This window comes from Undibacterium parvum, assembly GCF_003955735.1.
Taxonomy (GTDB): domain Bacteria; phylum Pseudomonadota; class Gammaproteobacteria; order Burkholderiales; family Burkholderiaceae_D; genus Undibacterium; species Undibacterium parvum.
Genome location: NZ_CP034464.1, coordinates 4,269,311 through 4,288,056 on the forward strand (window position 1 = coordinate 4,269,311; position 18,746 = coordinate 4,288,056).

At 51.8% G+C, this 18,746-nt stretch carries 16 protein-coding genes; 15 read left to right on the top strand and 1 reads right to left on the bottom strand.

What is annotated here, in order from left to right; genetic code table 11:
- The first annotated feature begins 4 nt into the window (after nt 1-4).
- The 14 genes from EJN92_RS18660 (at nt 5) to EJN92_RS18725 (ending at nt 16,128) form a co-directional block, all read left to right on the top strand.
- The gene (locus tag EJN92_RS18660) at nt 5-2,410 is read left to right on the top strand and encodes a bifunctional salicylyl-CoA 5-hydroxylase/oxidoreductase (RefSeq protein ID WP_126129203.1); all 2,406 of its coding nucleotides are present in this window, start codon (nt 5-7) and stop codon (nt 2,408-2,410) included.
- Between the two features lie 5 nt (nt 2,411-2,415).
- Complete coding sequence (locus EJN92_RS18665; RefSeq protein WP_126129204.1) at nt 2,416-3,234, top strand: SDR family NAD(P)-dependent oxidoreductase; 819 nt, start codon at nt 2,416-2,418, stop codon at nt 3,232-3,234.
- A 166-nt stretch (nt 3,235-3,400) separates the two neighbouring features.
- A complete protein-coding gene (locus tag EJN92_RS18670) occupies nt 3,401-3,886 on the top strand; it encodes a MarR family winged helix-turn-helix transcriptional regulator (RefSeq protein WP_126129205.1) in 486 nt (161 codons plus the stop codon).
- A gap of 89 nt (nt 3,887-3,975) precedes the next feature.
- Complete coding sequence (locus tag EJN92_RS18675; RefSeq protein WP_126129206.1) at nt 3,976-4,830, top strand: enoyl-CoA hydratase family protein; 855 nt, start codon at nt 3,976-3,978, stop codon at nt 4,828-4,830.
- A 2-nt stretch (nt 4,831-4,832) separates the two neighbouring features.
- Entirely contained in the window at nt 4,833-6,062 is a 1,230-nt protein-coding gene (locus EJN92_RS18680; RefSeq protein WP_126129207.1) for an acyl-CoA dehydrogenase family protein, read from the top strand.
- Between the two features lie 22 nt (nt 6,063-6,084).
- The gene (locus EJN92_RS18685) at nt 6,085-6,480 is read left to right on the top strand and encodes a RidA family protein (protein WP_126129208.1); all 396 of its coding nucleotides are present in this window, start codon (nt 6,085-6,087) and stop codon (nt 6,478-6,480) included.
- 778 nt (nt 6,481-7,258) lie between these two features.
- Nucleotides 7,259-8,515, top strand: coding sequence for a glycosyltransferase family 2 protein (locus EJN92_RS18690; RefSeq protein WP_126130017.1), 1,257 nt, complete (start codon nt 7,259-7,261; stop codon nt 8,513-8,515).
- 11 nt (nt 8,516-8,526) lie between these two features.
- Nucleotides 8,527-9,654 (top strand): hypothetical protein, encoded by a 1,128-nt coding sequence (locus EJN92_RS18695; RefSeq protein WP_126129209.1) that lies wholly within the window; start codon nt 8,527-8,529, stop codon nt 9,652-9,654.
- Nucleotides 9,655-9,662: 8 nt separating this feature from the next.
- Nucleotides 9,663-10,700 (top strand): hypothetical protein, encoded by a 1,038-nt coding sequence (locus tag EJN92_RS18700; RefSeq protein WP_126129210.1) that lies wholly within the window; start codon nt 9,663-9,665, stop codon nt 10,698-10,700.
- Nucleotides 10,700-12,562: a polysaccharide deacetylase family protein gene (locus EJN92_RS18705; RefSeq protein WP_126129211.1), complete on the top strand. Its 1,863-nt coding sequence runs from the start codon at nt 10,700-10,702 to the stop codon at nt 12,560-12,562. The genes EJN92_RS18700 and EJN92_RS18705 overlap by 1 nt, the downstream gene beginning before the upstream one ends.
- Nucleotides 12,559-13,719, top strand: coding sequence for a non-hydrolyzing UDP-N-acetylglucosamine 2-epimerase (gene wecB / locus EJN92_RS18710; protein WP_126129212.1), 1,161 nt, complete (start codon nt 12,559-12,561; stop codon nt 13,717-13,719). The genes EJN92_RS18705 and wecB overlap by 4 nt, the downstream gene beginning before the upstream one ends.
- On the top strand, nt 13,712-14,647 hold the full coding sequence (locus tag EJN92_RS18715) for a YaiO family outer membrane beta-barrel protein (protein ID WP_126129213.1): 936 nt from the start codon (nt 13,712-13,714) through the stop codon (nt 14,645-14,647). The genes wecB and EJN92_RS18715 overlap by 8 nt, the downstream gene beginning before the upstream one ends.
- Entirely contained in the window at nt 14,647-15,456 is an 810-nt protein-coding gene (locus EJN92_RS18720; protein WP_126129214.1) for a hypothetical protein, read from the top strand. The genes EJN92_RS18715 and EJN92_RS18720 overlap by 1 nt, the downstream gene beginning before the upstream one ends.
- A gap of 138 nt (nt 15,457-15,594) precedes the next feature.
- Nucleotides 15,595-16,128 carry a cytochrome b gene (locus EJN92_RS18725; RefSeq protein WP_126129215.1) on the top strand — a complete coding sequence of 178 codons (534 nt, stop codon included), beginning with the start codon at nt 15,595-15,597 and terminating at the stop codon, nt 16,126-16,128.
- Nucleotides 16,129-16,304: 176 nt separating this feature from the next.
- On the opposite strand, the gene EJN92_RS18730 is transcribed toward EJN92_RS18725, so the two are convergent.
- Nucleotides 16,305-17,009 (bottom strand): pyridoxamine 5'-phosphate oxidase family protein, encoded by a 705-nt coding sequence (locus EJN92_RS18730; RefSeq protein WP_126129216.1) that lies wholly within the window; start codon nt 17,007-17,009, stop codon nt 16,305-16,307.
- Nucleotides 17,010-17,103: 94 nt separating this feature from the next.
- Here EJN92_RS18730 and pdxR point away from each other — a divergent pair, with 94 nt between their 5' ends.
- Nucleotides 17,104-18,711 carry a MocR-like pyridoxine biosynthesis transcription factor PdxR gene (gene pdxR, locus EJN92_RS18735; protein ID WP_227869604.1) on the top strand — a complete coding sequence of 536 codons (1,608 nt, stop codon included), beginning with the start codon at nt 17,104-17,106 and terminating at the stop codon, nt 18,709-18,711.
- The last annotated feature ends 35 nt before the right edge of the window (nt 18,712-18,746 follow it).

Consider the following 18,746-nt stretch of genomic DNA (forward strand, 5'->3'; position numbering starts at 1 on the left):
TAGCATGAATATTTTATGTATAGGTGGCGGTCCCGCCGGGTTGTACTTCAGCCTGCTGATGAAGCAGCAAAACCCAGCGCATCAGATCACGGTGGTGGAGCGTAATCGACCTTATGATACCTTTGGTTGGGGCGTGGTGTTTTCTGATCAGACCTTGGCAAATCTAGTCAATGCCGATGCGCCAACTGCACGTGCAATTTTGCAAGCCTTTAATCATTGGGATGATATTGATGTCCATTTTAAAGGCCAGGTGGTGAGCTCGGGTGGTCATGGTTTTTGCGGCATAGGGCGCAAGCGCCTACTGAATATTTTGCAAGAGCGTTGTGAACAACTCGGTGTGAACCTGGTATTTGAGACTGAAGTGGAAGATGATCAAGTTCTTGCACTTCAGTATGATGCCGATCTGGTGATCGCCAGTGATGGTTTAAATAGCCGCATACGCAGTCGCTATCAAAGCAGTTTTCAGCCAGACATAGATACCAGAAAATGTCGTTTCATTTGGCTAGGCACCAAAAAATTGTTTTCTGCATTTAGCTTTGCCTTTGAAGAAACGCCGCATGGCTGGTTTCAGGCGCATGCCTATCAATATGATGGTGACACTGCCACCTTTATCATAGAGACGCCCGAAGACGTGTGGTTAAGGGCGGGTTTGGATAAAATGAGTCAGTCTGAAACCCTGGCATTTTGTGAGAACTTATTCGCTAAATATCTCGATGGCCATGCCTTGATGAGTAATGCAGCTCATCAACGCGGCTCTTTAAGTTGGATTAAATTTCCGCGCATTATCTGTAAAAATTGGGTGCATACGAATACGCTCAATGGCAAAGCTGTGCCGGTAGTATTGATGGGCGACGCTGCCCATACCGCACATTTCTCTATAGGCTCGGGCACTAAACTGGCGCTGGAAGATGCGATAGAATTGGCCGCCAGCTTTGCGCAGCATGGTAGCGCAGCTATAGCTGACGTCTTGCCTGCCGTATTAGCCGCGTATCAGGAGATACGCAGCATAGAAGTGCTGAAAATTCAAAGTGCGGCGCGCAACTCTATGGAGTGGTTTGAAAACGTAGGGCGTTACACCGCAATGCAAGCGCAGCAGTTTGCCTACTCTATGCTGACGCGCAGCCAACGCCTCTCGCATGAAAATTTGCGGGTGCGCGATCCCGGGTATGTGCGCAGCTTTGAGCAGTGGATAGCCGAGCATGCTTATGCGCATGCTGGCCTGCCTTTGCCCGACACCAAGAGCACGATTCCGCCTATGCTGACGCCGTTTAAGTTGCGCGGCGTGCTGCTGAAAAACCGTATCGTGGTTTCGCCCATGGCGCAATATTCGGCCGTAGACGGGCTAGTGGGCGACTACCATCTAGTGCATTTAGGAGCGCGCGCCATGGGCGGCGCTGCCTTGGTGTTTGCCGAGATGACTTGCGTCTCGGCCGAGGCGCGCATCACGTCGGCCTGTCCCGGCCTGTATCGCCCCGAGCATACGCAAGCCTGGCGCCGTATCGTGGATTTTGTGCATCAACATACCGACGCCAAGATAGGGATGCAACTTGGGCATGCCGGTGCCAAGGGCTCGACCCGCCCAGCCCACGAAGGCATAGATCAGCCTCTGGCTGAGGGCAATTGGCCTTTGATTTCGGCCTCGCCGCAGCAATACTTGCCAGGCATATCGCAGACCGCACGCGCCGCTAGCCGTGCCGACCTGAATCAGGTGCTGAATGATTTTGTGTGCGCCACCAAAGCGGCTGCACTCGCCGGGTTTGACTGGTTAGAGCTACATTGCGCGCATGGTTATCTGCTATCAAGCTTTATCTCTCCCCTGACTAATCAACGTGAGGATGAATATGGTGGTTCGCTAGACAATCGCTGCCGTTTTCCGCTGCAAGTGTTTAAGGCGATCCGCGCCGTCTGGTCGGCCGATAAACCGATCAGCGTCAGAATCTCGGCGCACGATTGGGTCGCGGGCGGTATCACGCCCGACCACGCGGTGCAGATCGCCAGGCTGTTTAAAGATGCGGGTGCCGACATGATAGATTGCTCGTCTGGCCAGGTCAGTAAGCAAGAGCAACCGGTGTATGGCCGCATGTTCCAGACCCCGTTTGCCGATCGCATCCGCAACGAGGCGCAGATAGCAACGATCGCGGTCGGTTCTATCTTTGAGGCGGATCACGCCAACAGCATTATCGCTGCTGGGCGTGCCGATCTGTGTGCGATTGCGCGGCCGCATCTGGCCGACCCGGCATGGACACTGCATGAGGCGGCGAAACTCGGATTTAGCGAAATTGCGTGGCCGCAGCAATACCTGGCGGGCAAACAGCAATTGGAAAGAAATCTGCAACGTGAGCGGCAAATCAATGCTGCCAATAGTGCGCTGACACCGCAGCAAATCGCAGCTAAATTACTCGAAGGCTAAAGCGCATGCCAATCAATTCTCTCCCTGTCACTGCGCTCTCGCACGGCGCTCTCGTTGGCAAGCATGCGCTGGTCACTGGTGGCGCGCAGGGCATAGGTCTTGCCATCGCCAAAAGCTTGTTGCTGCAAGCGGCTAGTGTGACCATCGCAGGCCGTACCGAGGCCAGTCTACAGGCTGCCGTGCTGGCCTTACAAGATGCGGTGCAGGCGGATGCCTGCTTGGGCTATGTGCAGCTCGATGTCAGTGATGCCGCCAGCGTCGCGTTAGCTGTGGCCGCCGCAACGCAGGCGCGTGGCAGTATCGATATTCTGATCAATAATGCCGGCCAGGCTGCGGCTGCGCCTTTTCTTAAAACCGATGCCGAGCTTTGGCAGCGTATGTTAGCTGTCAATCTGACCGGCAGTTTTCATTGTACGCAGGCGGTCTTGCCGGCGATGTTGCAAGCAGGCTGGGGGCGCATCGTCAACCTGGTCAGTACCGCCGGATTAAAGGGCTACGCCTACGTCACGGCCTACTGCGCTGCCAAACATGGCGTGATCGGTTTGACGCGCGCCTTGGCGCTAGAAGTGGCGACTAAGGGAGTGACCGTGAACGCGGTTTGCCCCGGTTATACCGAGACTGACTTGCTGCAACAGGCGCTGGAAAACATCGTCGCCAAGACTGGACGCAGTGAGCAAGAGGCGAAGGCTGAGTTGGGCGCGGCCAATCCACAGCAGCGCCTGGTGCAGCCCGATGAGGTGGCCAATGCCGTGCTGTGGTTGTGTCTACCGCAGTCGGCGGCGATGAATGGCCAGGCGATTGCGGTTGCCGGTGGCGAAATCTGATGTCTAAGCTTAGCTATTGTCGATTTTAGGGGAGTATAGTGAAAAACATAGTCGATAGCGCACGTATTCATTGGGCGATGAAAATATACCCACTGGAGTATGTTTTGATGTATGTGCCGATGTTGGCGCCTCTGGTTGGTCGGATCAATCAGCGCTGGGAGCGGCCATGAATAGCAAGGCCAGCAATTATGATGTAGAGAGCAGAGTGACCGATCAGCACCATCAGTCACTTAAACTGTGGTTGCGTATGCTCTCTTGTAGCACCATGATAGAGACTGAGGTCAGAACCCGGCTGCGCAATGAGTTTGAGATTACCTTGCCGCGTTTTGATTTGATGGCGCAATTAGAGCGTCACCCACAAGGCTTGCGCATGGGCGAGTTGTCGCAGCGCTTGATGGTCACGGGCGGTAATATCACCGGCATCACCGATCAGTTAGAGCAAGAAAAACTGGTCGTGCGGGTGGCCGATAGCAAGGACAGACGAGCGTATAGCGTGAAACTCACGGCGCTAGGTCATGCCAGTTTCCAGCGTATGGCAGCAGTCCACGAAGCGTGGATCGCCGATATGTTCGGCGGCCTCAGTAGCGAGCAAAAGAGCAGTCTGTTTGAGATTTTGGCGCAGATGAAAGTACATTTAAATAAGCGGATTTAAATAAGTGGTTTTAAATAAATGAATTAAATACGCGCAGCAAATAAACCCAATATTCCCCGTTAAGCTGATCACAGCCTAGGAGTCATCACATGAAATACTTATCCGGACAAGCGCAGAATCTGCCTGGAAATCGCCAAAGCTTGGGCGCCTATACTGCTAGTCATTTCTCGTATTCTGTAACTGAGGCGGTGGCAACGATAGTCTTGAATCGGCCTGAACGCAAGAACCCCTTGAGCTTCGATTCCTACGCTGAATTGCGCGATCTGTTTCGTAGTCTGGCGTATGCCGACGATGTGAAAGCGATCGTGATTGCTGGTGCTGGCGATAATTTTTGCTCGGGCGGCGACGTGCATGAAATCATCGGGCCTCTGACTAAGCTCGATATGCCGGGTTTGCTTAGTTTTACCCGCATGACGGGCGACCTGGTGAAGGCGATGCGCGCTTGCCCGCAGCCTATCGTGGCGGCGGTCGATGGGATTTGTGCCGGTGCTGGCGCGATCTTGGCGCTGGCATCAGATATTCGCTTTGGCACCTTGCGCAGTAAAACCGCATTTTTGTTTACGCGGGTGGGCTTGGCCGGCTGCGACATGGGCGCCTGCGCCTTGCTGCCACGTGTGATAGGCCAGGGGAGGGCGGCCGATCTGCTGTTTTCCGGACGCAGTATGTCGGGCGAAGAGGGCGAACGCTGGGGCTTTTTCAATCGTCTGAGTATCCCCGAAGCCGTACGTACTGACGCCCAGGTGTATGCCAAACATCTGGCCGACGGCCCCACCTTTGCGCATGGCATGACCAAAAAAATGCTGCAGCAAGAATGGAGCATGAGCGTCGATGAGGCGATCGAGGCCGAGGCACAAGCGCAAGCGATTTGCATGATGACCAATGATTTTCATCGTGCCTACCACGCCTTTGTGGCAAAACAAAATCCAGAATTTGAGGGGGATTAATTTTGCCCGCGCTAACACTAGATATCAGCTACCTTGAGTGGCCATTTTTTGAGCCTAAACACCGGGTCTTGCAAGCGAGTCTGGACGCTTGGGCCAGAGAGCATATAGCGCAAACGCATGGCGCGGATGTCGATCAGGCTTGCCGCGATCTGGTAGCGCAACTGGCCGCTGGCGGTTGGTTGCAACACGCGATCGCCGGTCGCGCCTACGGTGCGGCAGAACAGCAGATCGACACCCGTGCGATTTGCCTGATACGCGAAACCCTGGCACGGCACGCAGGCTTGGCTGATTTTGCCTTTGCCATGCAGGGCCTGGGCTCGGGCGCGATTAGTCTGTTTGGCAGCGAACTGCAAAAACAAAACTACTTAGCGAAAGTCATGCAAGGCGCGGCGATCGCTGCCTTTGCTTTGTCTGAGCCAGAGGCTGGCTCAGATGTGGCGGCAATGCAATGTAGTGCCAATCTAGTCGACAGTGCCGAGGGTGGACACTATGTTTTGAATGGCGAGAAAACCTGGATCTCAAATGGTGGTATCGCTGACTTTTACGTGCTGTTTGCGCGCACTGGCGAAGCAGCGGGCGCGCGCGGAATTTCGGCTTTTATCGTGGATGCGACTAGCCCCGGTCTGGAAATCGCAGAACGTATTCATTTGATGGCGCCACACCCTCTGGCACGTTTGCGTCTGACTAATTGCCGCATCCCAGTCATTCAACGCATAGGCGAAGCCGGGCAGGGCTTTAAAGTGGCGATGGCGACGCTGGACGTGTTTCGCACCTCGGTCGCGGCAGCGGCGTTGGGTTTTGCCAGGCGCGCCTTGGCCGAGGCCATGCAGCGTGCCACTAGCCGCAAGATGTTTGGCCAGACCCTGGCTGATTTTCAGCTGACCCAAGCCAAATTGGCGCAGATGGCAACCGCCATCGATAGCGCTGCCTTGCTCACCTACCGCGCCGCCTGGCAGCGCGATCAAGGTAAAAAAGTTACCAAAGAAGCTGCCATGGCGAAACTGGTAGCGACCGAAAATGCGCAGCAAGTGATCGATGCCGCGCTGCAGATGTTTGGTGGCATGGGCGTGATGAGCGAGGTGCCAGTCGAGCGCCTGTACCGTGAGATCCGCGCTCTGCGCATTTATGAAGGCGCCAGCGAAGTGCAGCAATTAATCATCGCCAGAGAAATGCTGAAAGACCATGCGGCGCTGGCTGCAACAGTTACTGCAGCAGTTCAGGACACAATTTAAGCACAAGTTAAGGATGGATATCATGGATTTTCTGCAACCACCAGACTGGGTTCGACCGCGTGGCTATTCCAATGGCGTTGTCGCAAAGGGCCGCAGCGTGTATCTGAGCGGCATGATAGGCTGGGATGGCCAAGGCCAGTTTCATAGCGATGATTTCGCGGCGCAAGTGCGGCAAGCCTTACAGAATATTGTAGCAGTGCTTGCGCAAGCCGAGGCCAGACCCGAGCACATCGTACGCATGACCTGGTATGTCATAGACAAAAAAGAATATGTGGCAGCCTATCCGCAAATCGGTGTGGCTTACCGTGAACTCATAGGGCCTCATTACCCAAGTATGACGGCGGTGCAAGTGGCAGGCTTGATCGAAGATCGCGCCAGGGTCGAGATTGAAGTCACCGCCATGGTGCCAGACCAGTAATTTCCAAAGCGGCAGCACGCCAAACTCGATTTCTAAATACACCTAGCCCAAGGCGCATATTCTATGCGCCTCGCCAGCCCTGCCGACCTGCAGAGCATATGGCGTATGCGCGTTGGCGGACTGCGCTTTCAAACGCCATTCAGGCAAAAAACCCTTGTAGTTTAAATTCGTTATTGCATTGCAGTAAATGTTAAGGAATGTTATGTATTGTGAATGTCATAATTAGTTGATTTTAATCATGTTACAATTGGTAACAAGTTTTAGGCAGCCCTTTTGCTCACTCATCTAGTGTTCAATAGCGCACTACTATCCCCAACTACGATGAACTGACGATAAGTATTTTCAATTATTGACTATGCGCTGTCTTTCGTCGGGGGTGAATTTACTTCTGGTTTGTTTCGTTCGCGAAATTTAACCTACTATGATGATCAATTATATAAATACTAATAGGCACTTTAGCCGTTTTTTTCTCGTCTGTACTTTTGCTTTGGTGACTTGTTTTTATTGCACTAGCACATGTTTTGCGCAAGCCGGTGATGGTAAGACTGCTGGCGTGGAAAATGACATTGTTGATAGCTTCCCTGACGTCGCGATTCTCGGTAAACCATTTGCGCTGCATGTCTGGTTGAATGATCACTTGGCCGAGCATTTCGATCAATTTTCTTCGGGTTCCGCCTTACGAGAAAAACCGGCCAGCGCCGAGGCCTTGGTCTTGCTCGATATAGAAAATAATGCGCACTCGAACACTGCCAGTATTTCTGATTACGCCATACGCACTATGTTGTATTTGTTGTGGGCCGTGGTGCTGTTGATACTGGTGTACACAGCGCGTCATTATTATTTCACTTTTAATCGCATGTTCGGCAAGCAACGTCATCCGTATATCGATATCGATACGGCGGATTGGCCTAGTGTGACCATTTTCATCGCTGCACACAATGAAGAGGCGGTGATTGCGCATTCTTTGCAGGCGCTCTTAGAAGTCGATTATCCGCCTGAAAAATTGCAGATCATGCCTATGAATGATCGCTCTAAAGATCGCACCAAAGAAATTATCGATGATTTTGTCCTGCGTTTTCCTGGTCGCATCACGCCGTTTCATCGGGTCGATGGAAAACCAGGAAAAGCCGCCGCTTTAAAAGACGCGACCGCTTTGGTGAATAGCGAAATCCTGATTATTTTCGATGCCGATTATGTCCCTGGGCGTGGCTTGATCAAACAATTGGTAGCGCCATTTTTCGACCCTGAAAATGGTGCAGTGATGGGGCGCGTGGTGCCGCTCAATACCGGCAGTAATTTGTTGACCCGCTTACTCGACATGGAGCGTTCTGGCGGTTATCAAGTCGATCAACAGGCGCGTATGAATTTGCATCTGGTGCCGCAATACGGTGGCACCGTGGGTGGAGTCAGACGCGCGGCCTTAGATGCGGTTGGTGGTTGGCGCGATGAGGCTTTGGCCGAGGACACGGATCTGACCTATCGCCTCTTGCTGGACGGCTGGAAAACCGTGTATCAAAACCGTTCGGAATGTTATGAAGAAGTGCCAGAAGGCTGGGGCGTGCGGGTGCGCCAGATTATGCGATGGTCGAAAGGCCATAATCAGGCCGCGATACAATATTCAGTCAGATTGTTGGGAAGTAAAAAAGTCTCCTGGGGCGAAAAGCTAGACGGCTTTTTACTTTTAGGCGTGTATGCGATGTCGCCGATTTTATTGTTTGGCTGGATGCTGGCAATCACTCTGTTTTATTTTAATCCAGATAATTGGCTCAATGGAATTTTGGCCCTGTTTGCCTTAATGTCGTATAGCGCGCTGGGTAATTTTGCGGCATTTTTTGAGATTGGTGCGGCTGTGTATTTAGATGGAAGTCGCGGCCGGATTAAACTCATGCCACTGAATTATTTTGGGTTTTTGATTAGCCTGTTAGCGATCTCACGCGCCACTTTCAATCAAATAGTTTTCGACACGCTGTTAAAACGCACCCTGGTATGGGATAAAACCGTGCGCTACCGAAAACCTATCGTCGCCCATCCTTAAGGCGATAAATAATGAATTCGAACTCCCTATTTTTTCTTTGTGTGTTTCTCTTGTTTAGCCTGCCTTTATTGCCAGCCTTGCTGGAGTTATGGCTAAAAAAAGATGCAACGCCACTCAAAGTGGTCAGAGAATATGACGGCAACATTAACTATTTTGCCCAGACTTTTCGGCACTTTGTAGAGCAGCAGTTCGCCCAGTTTTTGGATACTACGGTAGTCACCAATATGGCTTTGCAGTACAAGTTGCAAGATGGCAGTCCATTCCAAATTGTCGGGGCAGATGGGATCGCGCTATTTTCTGCTGCAGAATTATCGAGTCGGCAAACTCAGCAAATTATCATTGCCAAAAGTGGGTTTAAAGTCCCCGACGGCATGTTCTTTGAAAAAGAAGTGTATAGCCGGCAAGACGTCATCGGCACTAATAAACTTTCTTTTCGCGCCATCTTGGCCGATGGTGATATACGGCTTGGCGATCAATGCTCGCTGATACGCTGGGTGCATAGCCAGCAAAGTATACAACTGGGACTAGGCGCAAAAATATACGGACGGATTTCAGCTGAAAAGAAAATTAATTTGGGCGCAGACACACGTTTTGGTCGTATGCACGCACCGGTCATCTATTTTGGTGACGGCTCAGCGAGTGAAGCTCAGGGTTTGGCCACTAGTGTTGCGCTAGAAATGGTACTAGAAAATAAGGCCGCCAAAAGTAAATTAAGCATGAGTAGCAAAATTCTCGATGATACGGCCAATCGCTGGCTGGCCAAGGGGGATTATACGGTCAGCAGAAATACTCAGCATCAAGGCAGTCTGGTGGCGCAAATGGATTTGCGGATAGAGGCACATTGCCATATTGTCGGTAGTCTTAAGAGTTCTGGTGATTTGCATCTGGATGATTGCTGTGTGATTGAGGGCGCTGTGGTGGCTGAGGGCACTATTTACATAGGTCAGTCTTGCCGCATTAAAGGCCCAGTCATCGGTGAGAAAACCGTGCATATAGGCACAGGCACGGTGATCGGGGCGGCTGCGCAACTCACCACGATCACGGCTCCCATAATACGTATTGCGTATGGCGTGATCGCTCACGGTGCGGTGTGGGCGCGCGAAATGGGTTATGTCGCTGCGCCCACCCTAAAAAAATAAACAATACTATGAAAATTATTCTCATGCTGCTTGCTAGCCTGCTCAGCGCCATCCCTGCGAGTGCACAGACGCGTTCGCTAGAGTTGAAAAACACTGGATACCAACTTGAAAACGGTGCAATAACTCTGGCTCATCAGGGCCAATTTATCGATCCATATTTTGCGATTCGTGCCTTATTGTCGGCCCATAGTGTAGGCATGGATATAGAACATGCTGCCCTCGCTTATATCGCTTGGCAATTGCCACGACAGGAGGCGAATGGCCTGTTTAAACGTTATTGCCTTGAACAAGAGTTAGCGCCGCAAGCCTCAGCTCCGCAAGACTCCGCCCAGCATGCCTTGCCAGAGTTGGCAGTATGGCGCGCTTGTGCCGATGCCGATGCGGATGATGCCCTGCTGGCGATGTGGATAGAGCTTTTGTATCTGATGGCGCCAAATCAAGGCTTGCCGCCAGAGTGGAAGAAAAGTGTGCTGTCGGCACGTAGTCAGTTGGCTTTGATTTACGATAAAAGCCGCGGTATCTATGTGATCTCTCGTAGCAATAGAGTCGGCTTGTTGATGGATAACATAGAAATTTACGCCGCCTTGCGTAGCACAGCAGAGCAGCAAAAGCGCCTGGGCCTACATCAATTGGCGCAAAAATCTGCTTTGCAAGCCAAGCAGTTGGAGCTGGCAATACAAAAAGTATTTCGGCCTTCTCGGCAAGGTGATTTCCGCATTTCTACCCAAGCACCGGAAGCCAGTCGTTTTTACCCGGAGCAGGTAGGGCAAGTGTTCGCGCCCTTATTCGGTATGCGGGTAGGCCAGATGGATGCCAAAAAATCCGGACAGCACACGCTCAGTAAATGGTTGGGCGAGCATCAGGTGGCATGGTTGGCGCATGAAAAAGATCACTTTCCCTGGGGTTTGATCGCGCTCGCCGCAGAAAAAAATGAGGCGCAGGATACTGCCAGACTCTGGGTGGAACGGGCTTTGCCATTGCGCCATGGCGAACGCTGGAATGTCTTGGAAGAAGCTATTTTTCAAGCCTTAAGCGGGAATCAATGATGGCAGCCGGATCTTTTTTGAATGCGCTCAAAGCCTTGGGCCTGATGTTGTTATTCGGCCTGAGCATCTGGCTGTATCAGGTCTGGCAGCGGCCCGCCACTGTGCCAGTCAAGGCGAGTATCGCCCTATTATTACCTGACGAAGTAAAGGCATCGGATGACTTGGTTGCGATTTGGATAGACGCTGCGCGCGAGGAGGGTATCTTGCTCGACGTGATACATACCTCAGAGTTTTTGCGTCCTTCTACACCCTGGAAAAAATTCCCGTATCAAGGCCTGATTTTACCGGATAAGGTTGCGCCAAAAGCCAGCGCAGCACTGAGCCAAGGCCTGATTAATTTCACTGAAAATGGCGGGAAATTATTCTTGTCCTTTGATGCCGCCACCCAAAACCAACAGGGCGCTTACTATCCGAATCGAGCACCGCTGTCCAAGCTGGTAGGGGTGGAGTATGCACTTTACGATCAATTGCACGACCGCACTATCACTTTGGGCAATGTGCTAGGTCAGACTGAAGATCTGCTGCGCCTGGGCGTGCCACCGGGTAAATTTATTCCTTATCTCAAGGCAACTGCGGATACGTCTTTGCAGCAACCTAAAGTAATCGCCGGTTATGAATACGGACCGCTTAGTTATTCTAGTTTCGTCACGCGTGGTGCCTACGCCGGTAAACGTCTGCTATCGAGTACCTCTGGTGATTTGGTGGCCGGATACCGCGAGGCTGGCCAGGGTGGGGTTTTATTCGTAAATCTGCCCTTAGGCTATCTCAAGGGGCAAACGGATGGCTTACTATTGCATGGTTTTTTACAATATTTTGCTGCTGAAATTGTCGGTGTCCCTAGTCTGTCGGCAGTTCCGAATGGGCGTGGTGGCTTGATTTTTAACTGGCATGTCGATTCAAATGCAGCGGTCTTACCTATAGAAAAAATTCAACAAATGGGGCTGTTGAAACAAGGCCCATTCTCTATACATTTTACAGCTGGGCCAGATACCCGCGAAGAAGGCGATGGTCTGGGTTTAAATCTGAGTCAAAACAAGACCATGCAAGAGTGGGTAAAGGTATTTAAACAACGCGGTGATGCCTTAGGAAATCATGGCGGTTGGATCCATGATTACTTTGGTTTAAATATCACTGACGAGAATGAGAGTAGCTTTTTACCGTTTTTAGAAAAGAACCATCAGTCTGTGAGTGCCGCCAATGGCTCACCGGTGCGCGAATACTCCGCGCCTTTGGGTGTGCAGCCGAAATGGGTGACTAATTGGTTAGAGTCGCAGGGTTTTGTTGCCTATTATTTCACAGGTAATAGTGGTATGTCAGCCACCCGCAGCTACCGTGAAGGGCGATTGTTAAATCAGCATATCTGGTCATTTCCGGTACTCACGTTTGGTGATGTCGCTTCCTTTGAAGAAGCCGCCAAGCACGATATTTCTGAAGCCGAGATGGCGGAGTGGTTGCTGGGATTTAGTGATTTCACGGCACGTAATGCGACTGTACGCATGTTTTACTCGCATCCTCCTGGTATTTTGCTCTACCCCAAAGCGGTCAAACAGTGGTTCGCCCGTACGCAAGCATTGCTCGATCAAGGTAGCTTCCAGTGGTACAGCATGACCCAAATCGCCGATTTTTTAAATCTGCGCGAGCGCACAATTTGGCATATACAACGCACCTCTGAGCGCGAGAGTTTAGTCGCCGATCATCCGGAAAATTTAAAGACCTTAACCTGGAAATTCCCCAAGTTAAGATACGCCAAGCCGGTGTTAGAGCAGGGGCAAGGCAGTATCCTTGAGCATGCTGACGAATGGTATTTCGTGGCCGGTGAGGGGCGCCATATTACGCTTTTATTAAAGAGGAAAACTTCATGATTCATCAGAAAATTTTATTGTGCATGGGTACGCGTCCAGAGATTATTAAGATGGCGCCGATTTATCATGAACTGAAAGCCTGCAATATAGAAACCCTGCTGCTGCATACCGGTCAGCATCAAGACATGGCCGATCCTATGTATGGATTTTTTAAAATCGTGCCCGATTTTAGTCTGCACTTACCACGTACTTCGGATAAATTATTTCATTTGTCGGCTCTTTTGCTGGAACAAATTGGCCGTGCTTTGCTGGAAATACAACCCACCGTCGTGCTGGTGCATGGTGATACTTCTAGCGCCGCGATGGCTGCTTTGGCAGCGTTTTATCAGCAAATTCCAGTCGGTCATGTTGAGGCTGGTCTGCGTTCACATCAAGATTACGATCCCTTCCCTGAAGAAAAAAATCGAGAAATGATAGGGCGTTTAGCGCGCTGGCATTTCGCGCCTACTGAGCAAGCTAAGCATAATTTGATGCTAGAAAATATTCCTGAAAGTCGCATCCATAAAGTCGGCAACACCATCGTCGATGCGGTGCGTCTGAGTGATACGCAATTTAAGGAATCGGTAGAACAAGGCAGTGAATTAGAGCATGGCGCCTTGAAGACTCTGGCTGCGCAATCCCTGAATCGGCGTTTGATCCTGGTGACAGCGCATCGCCGTGAGAATCTAGGCGCACCGCTACTATCGATTGCCGCTTCGGTACGTGAGCTACTACAGAGTGAGGAAGATATCGTGGTAGTGTGGCCAGTTCATAGCAATCCCAAAGTGCGTGACACTGTGCATGAAGTATTGAAAGATTTAGCACCGCAACACGCCAAACGCCTGTATTTGACTAAGCCGCTGAGCTATCCAAGTTTGGTGAAACTACTCAAACAAGCCTGGCTAGTGCTGACCGACTCGGGTGGCATACAAGAAGAATCTGCCTGCATGCAGTTACCAGTGATGATCTTGCGCGAAACTACCGAACGCCCTGAGTTAATCGAGTCAGGTGGCGGCATTTTGATAGGCACCGAACAAGAGGTGATCGTCAATCAAGTACGGCGACTGCTGCATGATAGCTCGGCGCATAGCGCTATGTGTGGCGCTAAGAATCCATTTGGTGACGGTTTCGCTGCCGCCCGCATACGCGACATACTCGCGCTGAATAAACATGCATAAGTCTGTTTTTGCCAGCCTCGTACTGCTGTTGGCGCATGCCCCGATTCAGGCCGAAGAACGGCTTGCTTTGTCGCTAAAAATGAGTCCGCAAGTTGCGGCAGAGGTAGTCGCTAGTGAAGTCGTCGAAATAGCCGAGTCAGAGCAGCCAGAGCAGCCAGTAGCGGAGCCAGTTGCGCCGGAAGAGTTGGCAGCCGCAGTTGCGCCTCTAGCGGTATTTCGAATGAGTGGCTACCTGGAATTAGGGGTGATGCAACATCAGTTGACCCAAAATTATCCAAATTGGAATGGTCAATTTGTGCGTGGTTTTCTACGCTCTGCAGTCGATACTGCCTGGCAATTGGAGATACTCGCTTCTAGCCAATTTGGTGACAGTGGAACTTTGCTGGTCTTAGGAAATACCTACGATATCAATGAAAATTGGTATACCACGAATAGCATCGCCAGCAGTCGTGGCGGATTTTTTTTGTCGCAGTTGAAACTCGATAGTGCGATCAACCGTATCTGGTTGGATGGCAAAAATCTAGTCACTAGCGTGGCGCTTGGTGTGGTTCAGGCAAAAGATGAACATCGCGATTTAAGCGTGATGCTCTCTGGGGCTTACCACTTCAGTGAGCCATGGGTGCTAGAGGGCGGCATACGCTTTAATCAAAGTAACCCCGGTGGGGTCGCGTCTACCGGTAAGTACGCCGCACTTACTTACGGACGAGATCAGGAAAGCATAGTCTCCTTACGTTACGGTTTCGGCACCGAAGCCTATCAAACCCTGGGGACCAATGTGCAAATTTCTAATTTCGCGAGTGACGTGTATACCCTGACATGGCGCAAATGGTTGCGTCCAAAGCAAGGGGTGCAGTTGCGTCTGGAAGCCTATAAAAATCCCAACTACAGTCGCAATGGCGTAGAAGTATCTGTGTTTCAGGAGTTTTAATGGACGCCTATAAGTTACTCCAAAATAAAATTCAAGACCTGCGTTTCCGCGGTTTTGGTGGCACATCGATACAAATGCATAGGGCGATATTTTCTATTCGCCTGCAAAAATCAAATCTTATTTTGGCCTTGCTGTTGCCATTGTTTTTTAATTTTTTGGTGTTTGCTTCCTTAGATCTTATTCTCCAGAGTTGGCATGCGCTGTTTGATTTTTGGCTAAGGCAGATCGCGCCTCATCATCAGGTTCTGGAATATCCTATCGATTTGGGGCGCTATTTATTGGCAATGCCTTTCCCTGATTTCTCAGCCGGGGCACCGAGTAGTTTTAATTGGTGGCTTAGCCTGATCGTAAGTGCTTTGATTTTTTTGTTGACCTATTTTATTCCGCCCGATCGATTTTTACCGCTCACTTATATACTGCGCGCTTGCCTGTTAATTCAATCCACGGCGCTCGCCTATTTCTATTTTTCCCCAAGTACTTTTCCTTATGATTTACCCAGTTATTTGGGCAATGGTCTGGTGATGGGGCTATTCTTTTTATTTTTGATACCCTGGATTTTAGGCTTCACTTACTATGTGTTTAATTTCCATATTTTGCAAAAAATTGCACTCACTTTAATCATTCTAGGATATTTTTTACTGGCCTTTCCTATGCAGTACCTGTTTCATGGCTATCTCTTAAGCGAACTCTCTTTGCTGTATTTGCCGCTGGCCTATCTGGTCTTGGGTGGATTTTTAGATGTCATGATGTTTGTTGCCTTTTATTCCTGGGGCATGAGCTGGCGCTGGGGTGAGCTGGACGGTAATTAGTGCTGTTGATACAGAAGTTGAATTGAACAGCAAGTCCGGGCATCGCGCTAAAGCATGTGCTTTCTTTAATGTGTATCAATTTTATCCGCAAGCTCATAAATTATAATTAACAAAACTTTCTCAAAGACGGGTGATCGCATGCAAAAAAATTCTTATCACACAGTCTCAAAGTCTCTGCATTGGATCATGTTTGTCCTGATCGCCTTGGCCTTGGCGATGATAGAAGTGCGGGAGGATATACCTAAAGGTACGCCGCTGCGCGATAGCTTAAAAATCTGGCATATGCTGGTGGGCCAGCTGGTATTGTTGTTTGTCATCGTCCGGGTTGTGGCGCGATTGAGTTTTAGAGCACCGCCTGCTATTCCCGGGCCACGCTGGCAAACGGCCAGCGCGCATGCGGTGCATGGCTTGCTGTATCTGTTGATGTTTGCCCTGCCGATGAGCGGCGTGGTGTTTTATCAGGCCGCCGGCAAGGAAGTAGAGTTTTTGGGCTGGATCTTGCCGCACCTGGTAGCACCCGATCCTGCGTTAAAAGGCAATATCAAAGAAATCCATGAAACCATGGGTAATGTGATTTACTTCCTGGTCGGTATTCATGTGCTGGGCGCTTTATACCATCACTTTATCGTCAAGGACGACACACTGAAACGGATGTTGCCCGGCAAGAATTAGGCGAGTGGGCCTAATGGAGGGGGCTTTGAATAAATTGAGAGCCCCCCCGCCAGCGCGCATATTCCATGCGCTTCTTCAAGCATACCGGCCTGTAGCCCGCATGGGATATGCGCGCTGGCGGCATGCCAATTTGTATCTGCCTGCGGCGTAGGTTTTGCCGCGCATCCCACTCTCAATTATGCTAACTGGCTGCCCTTGCTCCAGTTACTGACGTAGTCGGGTGCCGGGATGTTCATGGCTGGGTCGGGTAGCGCTGGCATCCGTGTTTCTACCAGCGGTAAGATGCCGGCCCAGATGGGGATATCCATGTCCTCTGCGTCGTCGACGACGTTGCCGCTGCGGGTTTTGGCGGCGGCCTCGTCTAGCGAGATGCGCATCACCGTGGTGGCGGCGAATTCCTTGTCGTTGCCGGGGCGGGCTTCCAGTTTGCGGCCGGGCATGATTCTGTCCATCAGGGCATCCATGGCGGCGCGCTTGTCGACGTCGGCCTCCACGCGCTCAAATTGCCCATAGATGACCGCCGAGCGGTAGTTCATGCTGTGATTAAAGGCCGAGCGCGCCAATACTAAGCCGTCTAGCAAAGTAATGCCTACGCAAGCCTGGGTGCCGCAGGCGAGTAATTTCAGCAGGCGGCCACCGTTGGAACCATGAATGTACAGGTATTCGCCGGTGCGCCAGCAAGCGGTCGGGATGCAATGGCTGCCGTTGTCGTCATGAAAGGCGATGTGGCACAGATAGGCGGCATCGATGATGGCATGCAAAGTGCTACGTTGGTAATCGGCCTGTGCCGGCAGACGGCGTACCCGGCTGCGTTCGCTGGGCGCGCTGGCGCTCTGCTTGGCCGTTGTGCTGTGGTCGATAGGCGTGCTGCTAGTAGTCATGGGATATTTTTGTAAGTGGTGAATTAAACTGCAATATAATCGATTGCTGGATCTTAAAAAAGATCCAAGACCACATAAAAAAATAGAGCCACGCATGGATTATCCGCTGTTATATCAAAATTTCCTCACACAATATCCGCAACTGACTGGCCCGCGCCAACGTCTTTTACACGAATGTCTGCGTTCTGCGATTCGCAAGGGGACGCTGCATGCAGGCTTGCGTTTGCTGGGAACGCGTCAATTGGCCAGCGAATTGGGTTTGGCGCGTAATACCGTGCTATACGCCTACGAACAATTGGCGACCGAGGGCTATGTGAGCTCGGATAGACAAGGCACGGTGGTGGTGGATTTGAAGTCGAACGTGCGGTTAAGCGTGCGGTTAAGCGTGCAGTTGAGCGGGCAGTTGAGCGTGAGGGCTGGCGAGTCAGATGCGGCTCAGGATGTATTGCCGTTAGCGCAGGCGCGCCTGTCACGCCGGGCGCAAAATCAGTCTCACACGCACAATCAGGCTCAGCTCCAGGTGCAGAGTCAAGAAGGCGCAGCTCTGGATTCTGGCGCATCAAAAAATACCGTAGATGCAGTGTTGCCAGACGCTGCTTTGACGAGCGCTTTTGCACCGGGGGTGCCTGCGCTGGCCGATTTTCCGCAGGCTAGCTGGCGCCGTTTGCTCGACCGGGCCTGGCGCAGTTGTTCGGTGGCCCAGCTAAATTACGGCGAGGCGGCCGGCGAGCTGCGTTTGCGGGTGGCAATTGCCGATCATCTTCGCGCTTCGCGCGGGGTCTTGTGCGAAGCCGATCAAGTGTTCATTACGGATGGCACGCAAAGTAGTCTGGACCTGTGTGCGCGCCTGTTTGCCGATGTTGGCGACATCGTCTGGATGGAAAACCCCGGCTATAAAGGCGCGCTTACCGCGTTTCATGCGGCGCAATTACAGGTGCATGCTGTGAGTCTCGATGAACAAGGGCTGGCTCCCGATGAGATCGATATTGTGCAGCACAGACCCAAGCTGATCTACGTCACGCCTTCACACCAATATCCGCTCGGGAGTGTGCTTAGTCTGAGCCGGCGCATGCAATTGATTAACCATGCACTGGCCGCTGGCGCCTTGATTATCGAGGATGATTACGATAGCGAGTTCCGTCATGATGGCCCGCCGCTGGCGGCCATGCAGGGCTTGGTGGCGGACGCCCCGGTGCTGTATCTGGGCACCTTTAGCAAGACCATGTTTCCGGCATTGCGGATCGGCTTTATGGTGGTGCCAAAACATCTGGTGGCCGCACTCACGCGCGCGCTGGCGCACGCCGTGCCGCGCGGACGCGCTTGCGATCAACTGGCCTTGGCCGAGTTTATCCAGAGTGGGCAGTTCGCTGCGCATTTGCGCAAGATGCGGCGCCTGTACCGGCACAGGCGCGATGTGTTGTCCGCTGCTTTGAGCCTGCATCTGGGCGATCTGGGCGTGGTTTGTGGCGGTTCGGCTGGCATGCATCTGGCATTAATACTCGATGCGCGCGCACCCGATACGCTCGTTTGCGCGCAAGCCTTGCAGCAGGGCATTGTGGTGCATCCGCTGAGCCTGCATGCGCTGTCGCATGCAGCGCCTGTTTTTAATGGACTGGTACTGGGTTACGCACAGATTGCGCCAGAGCAGATAGAGATCGCGGTAGAGAAATTGGCGCACATTGTGCGCCAGCTAGTCAGGTGAGTGCGGCGGTATTCCCAGCTCCAGTTTTGGCTGAG